The following is a 12,254-nucleotide window of genomic DNA, read 5'->3' as shown; positions in this document are numbered from 1 at the left end:
CCGCGTCCGCGGCTACACCTGTTCCGGGACCAAGACGCCGAGCTCGACTTCCTCGAAAACGCGTGACCACCATGCGTCGTCATCCTCGAACATCCGCGGATCGCTCTGCCGGGCCCGCTCAAGCACCTCTTCGACAAAGTCCTCGTAGTCGTCGTCCGCATCGCTTTTTCCCGAGAAGGCGAACGCCTCCCACACCTCCAGAACGCTCTGCAGACCGGCAACCGAAGAGCTGACCAGCCCGTACTGCTGATGCCCATCGCCTTCATAGCCGCGGACCATCCACACTTCACCGCTATCGATCAGCAGCCAGTACGTGTTGACCCCGTCCTCGAACGCACCGAGGAACGCAGCCCGACCCGATGGAAGGTCGCGGACATCCAGCTCACGACCGGAGTCCCGCACGAACATGCGATTGCAGTCGGCTGGCAACCCTCGCTCGGCCAGCTCAGAAACCGCCTCGCCGCCCACACCCAGGCGCGCGAGAGAGCTCGCGTCATATGGCAGCCACAGCGCGCTCGGCAACCGACACCCCCTACTCGATCCGTCCATCCGATCCTCTCAGACCGCGGGGACGACCCATCGGACACGGCCTAGCACCAGCGCTTCTGACCCACCCGCGGCTGCCTCTCCCCCGCGGCCGGGCGGAGGCCCTAGTACTCCGGCCGGTGTGGCACGTCTTGCGGGCCAGCGTGTTTCCCCCGGCTCCGGCGACGGCAGCAACCCTGGGGGAAGCCGAAGGGGAGGGGCGGAGCGTGCAGGACGACTTACTGGTGGTCGGGTTCGACTTGGAGACCCGGCGAGAGGTGCACATCGCCGAGGGGCCGCCGGAGCGCTGGAAGCGCCTCGGGTACGGCGGCACGGGTCAGCTGGTGTGCTTCTACTGCTTTCACGGGTTCGAAGCCCCGGCGGGCACCCGGGTGCCGCTGGTGACGCGGGGGAGGCTGGGCGGGAAGGTCCGCCGGCACTTTGCGCACCCGCCTGGGCAGGCGCCGGCCGGGGGCCACGGCCCGGAGACGGTCTGGCACATCACGACCAAGCACCTCCTGGCGGCCTGGGCCCGGTCCAGGCCCGGGGCCGACTGTGTGCGGCTGGAGCAGTGGACGGAGGAACACGACCGGCGGGCCGACGTCGAGGTACTGCTGCGGGACGGCACGAAGATCGCGCTGGAGGCGCAGCGCAAGCTCATGACCGACGACGGGTGGCGGGCCCGGCATCGGGACTACGCCCGCCAAGGCGTCGTCGACGTGTGGTTCTGGCGGCCGCGGGTGCACTTCCCACATGTGGTGCTCGACGAGGGCTTGCCGGTGTGGTTCTACTCCGTCTCGAAGCGGGAGGCGGCGACGTCGCTGGGGCGGCCGCACACGCGCGCACATCAGTGGTGGCAGGCGCCGGATCTGTCGGTGTTCGGGCTGCACCATCCGCCGTGTGCGCTGGACGAGCTGGAGCGGGTGACGATGCCGCTCGCCGCGCTGGGGCTGGGACCGGGCGGCGCGGTGTTGCCGGAGCATCTGCGAAAGCGGGTGCTCGACTCCCAGGGGGAGGCGCAGGAGGAGGCGAAGCAGCGCAAGGACGGCGAGGCCCGGTACGCCCGGGCGGTCCGTGAGGCCCGGGACCGGGCGGCGCGTGCGCCCGCTCCCCTGCCGCCTCCGCCGGTGCCGGCGGGTGGTCTGCGGTGTGAGGTGTGCCGCCGTCCGCTGGATCCACTGCTGGTCAAAAACCTGCGACATCTCCTGTGCTGACCCACCCGGGTTGCCCCCGTTGGACCTAACGGGGGCAACCCGGGGTGGGACCGGCCGCTCGCCAGCGCCGCCGCAAACCCTGGGCCGTCACTCGCCACCACGGTCGGTGACGCAAATGGTGCGTGATGTGACTTTGGGTGGCAGCGTGATCGGGGAGGAGTCCTTCCGCATCTCAGAGGAGTCGCCGTCATGGGCGGTATGCAGGACAAGCGTCAGGAATCGGGCAAGGGCAGTGAAGAGCAGGAGCGCATGCGCCCGGGACAGGCGAACCCCGGCGCGGGCCAGGAAGGCGAGCGGGCCCCGAGCCCCGAGGAGCTCAAGCGGCGCCGCCAGGAGGAGATGTTCCGCGAGCGCGAGCGGGACGAGAAGCGCGACGAAGAACTCTGACCACCGTCAGACGTCACACCCACGCACGCAGGACCCGGCCGGGCCCGTAGTCACCTCGGCCGGGTCCTGCCACGTCATGCCACGCAGGCTCCTGCTTGCGGCCCGGATCAGGACAGGACGACGATCGAAACGGGCCGTCATCCGGCCCGCCAGCGCATCAAGGGCGGCATGGCGGCGAGGTGTCCGTGGGCGCGTTGGCGGCTGGCCCCCCCCCAAGCTCAACAACCACCAGATCAAGGACCTCATCCAGCAGCACGCCGACGGCGCCCGCGTCCCCGTCCTGGCCAAGAGGTTCAAGGTCTCCCAGGCGACGGCCTATCGCCTGCTCAACCTCTCCCACCTCGAAAGGGCCCCGTCCCAGTCGTCCGGCCCCCGCTGACCTGCGATGGCGAGGCAAGACCTGAAGTCACTCATCAAAGATCGGGAACATTTCGGCATAGGGGTTCGGCTCCCCGGTCAAAGGGTCCAGCCCGGCGACGAGTCGGCGGCGTTGCTCGCGCCAGCTCACGAACACTCCAGGGCGTCCCCAGAGTGATGCGTCGCCGAGCGGGCATTCGTCGAACTCCGCAAGCATCATGCGCGTGAGGAACTTGACCATGCCGCAGTCGAAGATCGCCCACCGGGACTCTCCATAGGAAACCTGGCGACGCCATGCCACGACAGGCCATTTGTTCGGGTCTGCGTCGGTCATCAACCAAGCCATCTCGTTGGCGTTGCAGCCGGTCCCCCACGGCAGTACAGCCTCCGGGCCAGCAGAAACGCCCGGCACACCGCCCTCCTCCTCCCACACCCAGCGGAGCCCCTCGCTCACGCTTCCGATGTGGCAGTCGCTCAAATTGGGGACGTCGATGGACAGTGGCGGGAGGATGACCAACTCCGCGATGTCGCCCACACCATATGTGTCCATGAACGACATGTAGTCGCTCGGCAACCTCGTGCCCAATGCGGCTTCCGCGGCACGCCAGTCGATACGCTCCTCGCCCCGATGTTCTGCGGGAACAATCCGCAGCAAATCCTCTACATCGGGATGAACAGACATGATTCAAACTCCTTGAGTACGGCGGGCCGCTCACCTTAACCCGAGGCTCCGACAGCATTGCCTGGCGACGATCCAGACCGACCGAGGCGACGACCAGCATCCGTGCGCGGACACAGATCAGCGGCAACCGAACCTGAGACGCTCAGCGGCTAACCCGTCAGAGCGACAACGAGATGTGAGACCAGCGAGGCCATCCGGTCCCACTCGCCGTTGCATCAGCCCAGTTCAGGGGCTATGCCACCGGCAAAGAGCGAATGAGACGGGACATCAATCAGACGCTAAGGCGGTGGCCGGGACCCCCGAAGGCCGTGGCTACAGACGGGCCAGGTGCTCACGTACGGGGTCGGCGATCTCGGCGTAGAAGTCGATGCGGTCCTGGGCCTGGAGGATCTGGGCGGCCACGGTCAGCAGTCCGGTGCGGGCCTCGGGACGGTCCAGGACGGGGGCGAGCTCAGTCCGGATGCGGGCGGCCGTGGCGGGGGTCAGTAGCGCGTACAGGTACAGGGTGGCGGCGTCGTATCCGTAGGGGGCGCGGCCCCATCCTTCCCAGTCCAGGATGTGCGGGCCGCGGGTGATGTTGCCGTAGTGGAGGTCGCCGTGGGCGGTGCTCCAGGTGATGGCTGCGTCGGCCTGGTGTCCGGTGAATTGGGGGATGACGCGGCGCAGGTACTCCTCGCGTACGGCCTCGCGGTCCGTCGGCGGCGGGACGTCGGCGAGGGCGTCCAGGGCAGCGACCATCTCCTTCCACCAGGTCTCGGGCAGGCCCGGGTCTGCGCCGAGGATGGGGCACGGGGAGACCATCGGGTCGGGGGCGAGGGCGTACAGCTCGGCCCGGTAGGCGTACGCCCCGGTGGTCCAGTCCCGGGTGCGGAACAGGTCGGGGCGTGGCACCGAGGCGGGGAGGGCGCGGGAGGTGGATGGGCCGTTCCACAGTGTGCCGCCCTCGGTGCCGGCCTCGGCGCAGACCATGCGCAGCCAGTGCGGGCCAGCGGCCGCCGAGAGGGTGCGGCCCCGGTACCCCCACACCCGGCGGCCGGTGGCGCGCAGGCCGAACTGGTCGGCGGCGTGCTGCTGGGCGGCCAGCATCCGGTCGGCGGTCACGGGGGTGGGGGTCTCGAACATGGGCGGGTCCTACCTCGGCTGGGAGACGGCTGCCGCGTCCTTGGATACCAGCTCGGTGGCCAGGGCTGCGACCTGTTCCACGGTGAGACCGGAGCGCTCGGCCAGCTCCCCGAGGGGCAAGCGAGCGCCGGAGACCAGGGCCTCCAGCACGGGGCGCACGGAGGGGTGGAGCTCCCATTCGTGTCCGGCGGCGCGCAGTACGACGGCCTCGTCGGATCCCTCCAGCGCGGCCCGGGCGGTGGTGAGGGCCAGGACCAAGCCGGGGTGGGCGGGGACGTCGCCGATGTACGGCAGGGAGGGGGCCGGACGGCCGGGGTCGCGGGCGTCCAGGGAGGCCGCGAACTCCGATACGACGTGGGGGTGGAGCGCCTCGGACACCTCCTTGCGCAACTGCTCGGCGTACGCGGTGCGCTCGGCGGGGCCGGCCACCGTGGGCACGTTCGCGCGCAGGGTGGGGGAGTGGAGGAGCTGTCCGGCCAGCCACACCAGGAGGTGGTGGCCGGTCGCCGGGGTCAGCCCGCACGTCAGGTGCAGGGAGCGGCCCTGGGTGGCGGCGACCGCGTGCCACCAGCCGCGCGGTACGTAGAGCATGTCCCCGGCCTGCAGGATCACTTCGGCGAGCGGCGGCCCCTCGGGCTTGGCGGGGGCTTCGACGTCGAGGCGGAGCGGGTCGGTGCGGGTAGTTCCGTACAGGTTCCACCGCTTGGCGCCTTCGAGCTGGAAGACCACGGTGTCGTGGTCGTCCCAGTGGATCCCGAAGGCTTCGGTGGGGTGCCAGGAGGCGTACAGGTTGGCCTGGACGTCGGTGCGGAAGTGCCGCTCCAGCGCTTCGGCCAGGGCCTGGACGCCGGGGTGGAGCTTGTCGACTGCGTCCAGGACCAAGGGGGCGCCGGCGCTAATCTGCCGGTGCAGTCCGGAGGGTTCGACGCGGTGGCGGACCTCGGAGCGCTTGGTGACCGAGGTGTGCAGGTACTCGTACGGCGGGACCTGCTCCCCGTCGTTGAAGAGCCTCAGCCGCGGAGCGTCGAGGCAGTGGCGGGCGACCAGGTCGTTCATGTCATCCCACGTGAACAGGCCGCTCAGGTCGGCGGCCTGTGACCAGTGCTGGTAGGAGCGGCCGAAAGCCCCGGCGAGGAAGTCCCCGCCGAGGCTCCGGACCGCCGCGTTGATCGCGGTGGTCATGGTCGGCGATCAGTCGTTGCCGTCGCCCTTGCCGGTGCCCCCGCCGTCGGGGGTCCGGGTCGCGGCTCCCTTGATGGAGCGGCTGGAGAGGATCAGGTTCATGACGTACTCCTTCTCTCGTGTCGGATGGAGCGTGGACGGCGCCCGCCGCCCCCAGGCAAGGCGGGCGCCCAGTACGGGGCCGGCTGGGAGGGGGAGCCCCTGGAGGCGTTATCCCGGCCGGTTCCGTTCGACCATTGAAGGTCCGGGGAAGACCACAGGGGAGGGCCGCTCCGGAGGGCCGATTCACCCTGGGCGGGGCCGCGTTGGGGGGCCAGGATGGTCTTTCGACACCCACACTCGGGGAGGCCCGGCATGGTGAGCCCAGACGGAATCGGCGAGCTGCTGCGCACCATCAGGCATCAGGCGAAGCGGACCCGCGAGCAGCAGGCCAAGCGCATGACCGACGCCGGCCTCGTGTGCACAGTCGAGAACATCAAGCGCTGGGAGACCGAGAAGCGCTTACCGACTCCGGTCTGGCGTCCGGCGATCCGCGCCGTCTACGACCTGACCGACGAGCAGCTGGATCAGGCCCTGGAGAACACCCGCCGGCACCGCAGGCAGCAGAGAATGGAGGACGACGACGTGAAGCGACGCAAGCTGTTCACCCTGGCGGCGGCCACGGCGGGGTTCGCCGTGCTGCCCGGCATCGCGCAGGCGCGGGAGGGCATCGACACCGGCCTGGACGCCGACGGCGCCGGAGATCTCGCCTACCTCGAGGGCGCCTTCGAACGGCACCGGGGCGGCTACAACGGACGGGCACCCGATGCCGTCCTCGGGGAGATGCGTGAGGACCTGGCGCTCCTCGCCGCCGTCCTACGTCGGCCCCACCCCGCGAAGGACCGCACCGACCTGGCGCGTACGGCCGCCGGGATCTCCGGCCTGGTGGCGATCGTCCAGCACGACCGCGGCGACCAGGCCGACGCGCACCGCTGGTTCGCCACCGCGGCGAAGGCCGCCCGCGAATCCGGGGACCGGCGGATGACCGCCTGGGTCCTCGGCCGTCACGCCATGGTCGGTCTGAACTACGGCGCCCCCGCCCAAGCCGCCCGCATCGCCGCGCAGGCCCGCAGGGAGGCCGGCGCCCACCCGTCCGGCGCGGCCGCGCTCGCGGCCGCCGTAAACGCACGCGCCCTGGCCGCCATCGGCGACCTGCCCGGCGCCCGTCGCGCGGTCGACGACGTCCGCACCCTGGCCGAGCAGCTGGACGGCCCCGAGTCGGCGGACACCTGGTTCGGGTACCCGGCCCAGAAGCACGCGGTGCACCTCTCCCAGGCGTACACGCTGCTCGGCGACACCCGCGCCGCCTACCGGGCGCAGGACGACGCCCTGGCCCTGACGACCTCGCCGTCGGTGATGACCCGCGCCCTGATCGCCATGGACACCGCCGCGTGCCTGCGGGTCGACGGGGACCCGGGCGCGGCCGCCGCGATGGCGGCCGCCGTCTACGACCGGCTACCGCACGCCTACCGGACCGGCCTGGTGCACTCCCGCGCCCAACTGCTCCACCAGCACCTGGACGGCGCCCCGCGCCGACTGCTCGGCGATGCCCTCGATTGAGGGTGGCGTAGCGAAGGGCGCGGTCGCCGTTTCCATTGGAAACGGCGACCGGTGAGTGTCCTTGATCGCCGGACGCCGACCTGGCGGGATCAGGCGAAGGCCAGCCGATTCAGGTCGGTGACGGTCTGGCTGCGGCGATCGCTGTGGGTGCGATTCCACTTGAGGTTGGAGTAGTACACGAACTGGCCCGTAGTGGGTTCGAGGAAGTCGATGGTGCAGCCCATGCCGGAGTGGGTGTGGTCGCACAGGCAAGTGCAGCTCTTGTGGTCGACTTTCCAGCCCAACCCGGTGGGGCCGTCGCCGAGGAGCCGGATGAAGTCGGGGCACGGCGGTCCGTCGGTGGTCTCCAGCCGGAAGGAGCTGCCGACCGCGTGCCAGGCATCGGTGCCGTTGAACGGGCCGGGGCCGGCTGTCGCCCGAATGCGGCGCAGCAGAGGCGAGAAGAGCGACGGCGGTTCGAAGGGGGAGTTCACGGCCGCGGTGTACGCGGTTCGCTCCGTGGGTGTCCAGTCCGGCTCAGACTGGAGCAGGCCGTAGTCGGTGGTGAGCCGGTCGGCGATCCGCTCCCACCAGCGCGGGTTGAAGCCGGTGAGCAGGATGCGGGCTGGCGCGCCTGGGCGGTGGAGGCTGATGCCGCCGCTTTCGCGGCAGTAGCGGAGGCCGGGGACCCCCAAGACGCGGTCCAGGGGGTGGTCGCTCTCCTCGCCGGACAGGCGGGGAAGGAGGAACTCGGCCCAGTGGTGGACGACGTACGGCTCGTCGAGCAGCCGAAGGGTGAGCCGTCCTTCCTCTGGGCGTACCTGGACGATGCCGAGGGGGTGCTCGGAGAGGCTGCCGATCTTGCAGCAGGCGAGGAAGACTGCGGCCTCCAGCTGTGCCTGCTCCAGGTGACGGGCCGCGGGGATGGTGAGCGGCTGGTCGGTGTCCGTGACGAGTGCGTGGAGGGCCTGGTGGGACTCGCCGGTGCAGCGGCGGCGGTCTTCGGTGAGGGCCAGGGTGGCCTGAGGCATCGTGGTCGCTGTTCCGCGCCACACCGGCCCCCGGCGGTGAGCGCTTTAGTGAGGTGGGCCAGCAGGAGTCGTACAGGTGGTGATGCTTCTGGCCGGTCCTCGGCGAAGGGGTGCGGGGGCGTCTTCCATCGCGCGGCCGGGCGTTCACGAGCCCGCGCAGATGAAATCCGTGGTGCGCCAACGGAATCAAGGCGCCACGGCGAGGGGTGCCCCCATCGGGTGAGGGAGCACGTTCTTGCCGCAGGATCGGGGCTGGTACCTGGCCAACTGCCCCCGACTTTCCGGGGAAAGAGGTGGCTCAGGGATGGTTGTATGGCGATGCCCGTTCCGATAGCTGTGCCGCTGATGGGCCAGGGGTGCCGGAACAGGCGCGGCGAGATGGAGGCGAACCAGTGGCTGACCGGAGTTCCATTGAGTGGACTGAGGCGACCTGGAATCCAACGACTGGATGTGATCGCGTCTCGTCGGGGTGCGACAACTGCTACGCCCTGACGCTGGCGAAGAGGCTCAAGGCGATGGGCGCGGCCAAGTACCAGAACGACGGGGATCCGAGAACGTCCGGGCCGGGCTTCGACCTCACGGTCCACCCCGACGCTCTGGACATCCCGTACGGCTGGAAGAGCCCGCGGACCGTGTTCGTGAACTCCATGTCGGACCTCTTCCACGCCCGCGTCCCGCTCGACTTCGTTCGCCGCGTCTTCGAGGTCATGGCCGACACCCCGCAGCACACCTACCAGGTCCTGACCAAGCGCGCCCGCCGCCTGCGGCAGGTCGCCGACCGGCTCGACTGGCCGGCCAACGTATGGATGGGCGTATCGGTGGAGACAGCGAAGGAGCTGCCGCGCGTGGACGACCTGCGGCAGGTGCCGGCCGCCGTACGGTTCCTGTCCTGCGAGCCGCTGCTCGGCCCGCTCGACGGCCTGAGCCTGGACGGCATCCACTGGGTGATCGCGGGCGGTGAGTCGGGACCGAAGCACCGGCCAATGGATCCCGCGTGGGTATCGCAGATCCGGGACCAGTGCGTTCAGGAGAACGTGGCGTTCTTCTTCAAGCAGTGGGGTGGCCACACCCCGAAGGCCGGTGGTCGCACGCTTGAGGGTGTGACCTGGGACCAGATGCCGCGGACGGTCCCGGCCTGACCGGGACCGTCCACTGCCGCCGGCTCTACGCGTGGTCGCGTCGGTCAGGCCGCACGGTGACCGGGGTGGAGGGTGATCTCCCGGGTCTTGCGTACGCCCACGCCGTTGCTGGGCGTCTTGCCCTGCCCGTGCAGAAGCTGCACGGCCTTGCGCACCGCCGGCTCGGTGACCTGCCCGTAGAAGGATCCGAAGATCTCCAGGGGGTGGTCGACCAGTTTGATCGGCCGGCCCGTCCGCAGCAGAAGCTGTTCCAAGTTCTCCGCGATCTGCGGCACCGCCCTGGTCTCGACCTCTTTGGGATCTGGTCGAGTCACCGAGGTCACCGAGAACAGCCCGTCGTCCTTCTCCTCGCGGAGCTCGAGCGTCTTCCACCACTCGTCCCGGGCCCGGGCGACGGTGTCGCCGAACACCCACAGCCCGTAGGGGCTGCGGGTGGCGAAGACCAGCTGGTACACCGCTCGCTTGCGCGGTGAGTGCGACACCGGCACCGACTGCACGAGCATGCCTGTGCGCTCGGCCAGGCGACGGCAGTACTCGGCGGCGACCGCCTCGATCGCGTCCTCGGCCGCCCCTTCTTTCTCGCGAGAGGCCGTCGCGTCGGCGAAGTACTCGCGCCACCAGGTGCCGCCGCACACGTCATCGAAGCGTTGCAGCGACTTCTCGTTGCCCTGCGGGGAGCGCACATGCCCACCCAGGCGCCAGACGGCCATCATGCTGAAGTTCATCAGCAACTCGGTCGGCGGCCAGTCCTGCGGCCGTTTGCGGGCCAGCACGTCCACCAGCCGGTCCTGCGGAAGGACCAGCCCGCACGGGTCAAGGAAAAGGAACAGCGGTTCCCCCTCGGCTCGCTCAAGAACCTGGTCCAGGACGCCATCGACTTCATCGCGGTGGGCGTGGGCCAGCACACCGCCGGCGCGATACTGCTGGACGACCTCCTGCAAGCGGTCGAACGACTTCGGCTGGGATTCCGAGAAGAAGCACTCCAGCGTCAGCCCGGCCCGGGAATGCAGGTCCGCAGCGATACGCAGGGCGAGCTCCCCGGAGGCGGGCTCGCCGTTCTCGTAGCGGCCCTCGCCCGCGTATCCGTCCAGGTAGACCACGCGTTTGTCGTGCGAGCGCGAGCCCGTCATGCCGCCGAACTGCGGCAGGTAGCGCTTGAGCAGCTCGTGCTTGAACACGCTGGGCAGCGCCTTGTCCGCCCAGTAGCTCCCGCCCGTACCAGACGACATGCTCACCCCCGGCTCTTCGGTATCTGCCTGGTTACAGATAGTGAAGCATGGCGAGGAGCTCAGGCAAGACCGTCGCTGGGGGCAAGGCGACCTGCGTCCACAGCCCACCCGCTCAACGGCAGGCGGAGCTCTCAGTCGGCGGGGTTGGTGATGAGGTACTGCTGGTCGGCGTTACGCACGCGCCGCTGTCCCCGGGCGCGGCGCCGGTGCTGGACAAGGCCATGCAGCACGCCGACGACGACGAAGACGGCGATGGTCAGCACCGAGAGCCAGGCGATCGTGTCCGCCTCTGCCCAAGTGCCGTCGGCAGCGGGCCCGGGGGAGTGCGCCTCGATGTACCTGATGGTGATGACCACTTCGACGACCGTGAAGGGGACTCCGGCGGCGCTCCACAAGCCCACCAGGACCCACGGGCTCCACAGCCTCCGCTCGATGGCCAGCCCGAGCCCGCGCCGCAACGCCCGCGCCTGGGCATCACTCCGGCGTGACGCCACCCATCCGGCGACCACGGAGCCAGCGGAGCCCAGAACCAGCAGCCTGACGAAATCTTCGAGGAAGAACCGCGCGTCGGACGGCGCCAGCCGGGCCGTTGCCATCACCGGGAAGGCCGTCACGATCAAGGCCCCCGCCAGCACCTTCCACTTCGACGACCACATCTGATCGGCACCACTGCGCCACTCCTTGACGCACCGCATCACCGCCCCGGCCGCGCCCGCCCAGAACACCGCGCACAACACCACTGCCCCCATGGGGTAGCTCCCCTCCCTCGGATCCTTGATGGCTGGCCTCAGCGCGTCCCGCCCACTGCGTAGCTGCTCCTTCGAGGCATGCGCATGCCGTTGACTACAAACGCCGTGCGGGCGTCCGACTCTCGGCCGACCGTTTCTTCCTGAGCAACCCGCGGCGTCGGCTGATGTTCACGGCCGTATGGACAGCAGCTGTGGGACGCGGCTGTTCTGTCCAAGCCACGCGGCCACGTCCCTGTCGATGTACTCGACCAGGCGCAGCACCTCGACGTGCGCGGCGGGGAGAGTGAGCCGGCGGCCCTGGCCACGACGGTCTGTCTGACCGGGCAGGGGAACACCACCGATCAACGGTTCGTGGTGGGCGGCACGGTTGCGCAGCGAGCGGACGTGGCTGGCGGTGGTGAACACCGTCGCCCGCCTGCCGCCGCTGTTCGGGAACGCCTTGTGGAGGGCCTTGCGCCACAGGGTGGAGTCGTAGTCGACGTTCTGCCGGTACGGGCCGTCGCCTCGGGTGCCGCCCTTGTCAAGCAGGTTCACCCAGCAACCGAACGTGGACTCGGCCACCAGCTTCCCGGCCGGGACGGTCCGCAGCGTCTTGGCTTCCGGCTTACCCGTCCTGTGGTCGGTCGGCATGTTGATGTTGCGCCACGTGCCGCGGAAGCCGCTGATCGTGCGGTCATCGAACAGCTCGGCCCGCGCGTACCAGGCGGGCCCGTAGGCGCTGGCGAGCTGCTCCGCCATGGCGCTGCGCAGAATGATCTCCGCGAGGGCGATCACCTCGGCGAACGCCGCCGATACGCGCACGTTCCACAGATACAGCTCCATCGCCGCCTGCGAGGACGTCGTGGCGGCGATGTAGGGAGCCAGGCGAGGGCGGGAAATCAGCGGCTCCAGGAGCTTGAGCTGCGCTGCTGTCGGTCGTATCTGCACAACAGAGATGTATCGTGGGTGAAAGATTCCCCGGTTCAGCCTCTGGCTTACGCTATGCGGCCGGGGTCAGACTTTTGAGGGCCTTCACCCAGCGGGTGAAGGCCCTCAGTTTTTCCCCAGGCACCCAGTCGA

The 12,254-nt window shown here is 69.7% G+C and carries 12 protein-coding genes; 4 read left to right on the top strand and 8 right to left on the bottom strand.

The features are described 5' to 3' along the window. Positions 1 to 12: 12 nt before the first annotated feature. On the bottom strand, positions 13 to 522 hold the full coding sequence (locus BGK67_RS34940; protein ID WP_244291565.1) for an SUKH-4 family immunity protein: 510 nt from the start codon (positions 520 to 522) through the stop codon (positions 13 to 15). Between the two features lie 230 nt (positions 523 to 752). Between BGK67_RS34940 and BGK67_RS34935 the strand changes: the two genes are divergently transcribed. Next, positions 753 to 1,739, top strand: coding sequence for a competence protein CoiA family protein (locus BGK67_RS34935; RefSeq protein WP_069924558.1), 987 nt, complete (start codon positions 753 to 755; stop codon positions 1,737 to 1,739). Between the two features lie 189 nt (positions 1,740 to 1,928). Next, complete coding sequence (locus tag BGK67_RS34930) at positions 1,929 to 2,126, top strand: hypothetical protein (RefSeq protein WP_069924557.1); 198 nt, start codon at positions 1,929 to 1,931, stop codon at positions 2,124 to 2,126. 406 nt (positions 2,127 to 2,532) lie between these two features. Here BGK67_RS34930 and BGK67_RS34925 read toward each other — a convergent pair whose 3' ends face one another. The 3 genes from BGK67_RS34925 to BGK67_RS34915 form a co-directional block, all read right to left on the bottom strand. After that, positions 2,533 to 3,165 (bottom strand): SMI1/KNR4 family protein, encoded by a 633-nt coding sequence (locus BGK67_RS34925; protein WP_069924556.1) that lies wholly within the window; start codon positions 3,163 to 3,165, stop codon positions 2,533 to 2,535. Between the two features lie 312 nt (positions 3,166 to 3,477). Continuing rightward, positions 3,478 to 4,287, bottom strand: coding sequence for a hypothetical protein (locus tag BGK67_RS34920; protein ID WP_069924555.1), 810 nt, complete (start codon positions 4,285 to 4,287; stop codon positions 3,478 to 3,480). A 9-nt stretch (positions 4,288 to 4,296) separates the two neighbouring features. Continuing rightward, on the bottom strand, positions 4,297 to 5,469 hold the full coding sequence (locus BGK67_RS34915; RefSeq protein ID WP_069924554.1) for a cupin domain-containing protein: 1,173 nt from the start codon (positions 5,467 to 5,469) through the stop codon (positions 4,297 to 4,299). 354 nt (positions 5,470 to 5,823) lie between these two features. Between BGK67_RS34915 and BGK67_RS34910 the strand changes: the two genes are divergently transcribed. Then, positions 5,824 to 7,068: an NsdA family TPR-like regulatory protein gene (locus tag BGK67_RS34910; RefSeq protein WP_244291564.1), complete on the top strand. Its 1,245-nt coding sequence runs from the start codon at positions 5,824 to 5,826 to the stop codon at positions 7,066 to 7,068. 89 nt (positions 7,069 to 7,157) lie between these two features. On the opposite strand, the gene BGK67_RS39595 is transcribed toward BGK67_RS34910, so the two are convergent. Further along, complete coding sequence (locus BGK67_RS39595) at positions 7,158 to 8,078, bottom strand: L-type lectin family protein (RefSeq protein WP_069924553.1); 921 nt, start codon at positions 8,076 to 8,078, stop codon at positions 7,158 to 7,160. Between the two features lie 392 nt (positions 8,079 to 8,470). Between BGK67_RS39595 and BGK67_RS34900 the strand changes: the two genes are divergently transcribed. Then, positions 8,471 to 9,217: a DUF5131 family protein gene (locus BGK67_RS34900; protein ID WP_069924552.1), complete on the top strand. Its 747-nt coding sequence runs from the start codon at positions 8,471 to 8,473 to the stop codon at positions 9,215 to 9,217. Between the two features lie 44 nt (positions 9,218 to 9,261). On the opposite strand, the gene tcmP is transcribed toward BGK67_RS34900, so the two are convergent. From tcmP to BGK67_RS34885, 3 genes are all read right to left on the bottom strand, one after another. Further along, complete coding sequence (gene tcmP / locus BGK67_RS37065) at positions 9,262 to 10,446, bottom strand: three-Cys-motif partner protein TcmP (protein WP_079154785.1); 1,185 nt, start codon at positions 10,444 to 10,446, stop codon at positions 9,262 to 9,264. A 131-nt stretch (positions 10,447 to 10,577) separates the two neighbouring features. Beyond that, positions 10,578 to 11,195 carry a hypothetical protein gene (locus tag BGK67_RS34890; protein ID WP_069924551.1) on the bottom strand — a complete coding sequence of 206 codons (618 nt, stop codon included), beginning with the start codon at positions 11,193 to 11,195 and terminating at the stop codon, positions 10,578 to 10,580. Positions 11,196 to 11,363: 168 nt separating this feature from the next. Further along, positions 11,364 to 12,122, bottom strand: a complete 759-nt coding sequence (locus BGK67_RS34885) for an Abi family protein (RefSeq protein WP_079154766.1) — start codon at positions 12,120 to 12,122, stop codon at positions 11,364 to 11,366. Between the last annotated feature and the right edge of the window lie 132 nt (positions 12,123 to 12,254).

It is taken from the genome of Streptomyces subrutilus (genome assembly GCF_001746425.1).
Lineage (GTDB): Bacteria > Actinomycetota > Actinomycetes > Streptomycetales > Streptomycetaceae > Streptomyces > Streptomyces subrutilus_A.
Note: the sequence above shows the minus strand (reverse complement) of the source record. Positions and strands in the feature narration are given on the sequence as shown.

Excerpts from the sequence above, each read along its gene's own strand:
- BGK67_RS34930 (WP_069924557.1), top strand. The coding sequence starts at position 1,929 with ATGGGCGGTATGCAGGACAAGCGTCAGGAATCGGGCAAGGGCAGTGAA.
- BGK67_RS34925 (WP_069924556.1), bottom strand. The coding sequence starts at position 3,165 with ATGTCTGTTCATCCCGATGTAGAGGATTTGCTGCGGATTGTTCCCGCA.
- BGK67_RS34920 (WP_069924555.1), bottom strand. The coding sequence starts at position 4,287 with ATGTTCGAGACCCCCACCCCCGTGACCGCCGACCGGATGCTGGCCGCC.
- BGK67_RS34915 (WP_069924554.1), bottom strand. The coding sequence starts at position 5,469 with ATGACCACCGCGATCAACGCGGCGGTCCGGAGCCTCGGCGGGGACTTC.
- BGK67_RS34910 (WP_244291564.1), top strand. The coding sequence starts at position 5,824 with ATGGTGAGCCCAGACGGAATCGGCGAGCTGCTGCGCACCATCAGGCAT.
- BGK67_RS39595 (WP_069924553.1), bottom strand. The coding sequence starts at position 8,078 with ATGCCTCAGGCCACCCTGGCCCTCACCGAAGACCGCCGCCGCTGCACC.
- tcmP (WP_079154785.1), bottom strand. The coding sequence starts at position 10,446 with ATGTCGTCTGGTACGGGCGGGAGCTACTGGGCGGACAAGGCGCTGCCC.
- BGK67_RS34890 (WP_069924551.1), bottom strand. The coding sequence starts at position 11,195 with ATGGGGGCAGTGGTGTTGTGCGCGGTGTTCTGGGCGGGCGCGGCCGGG.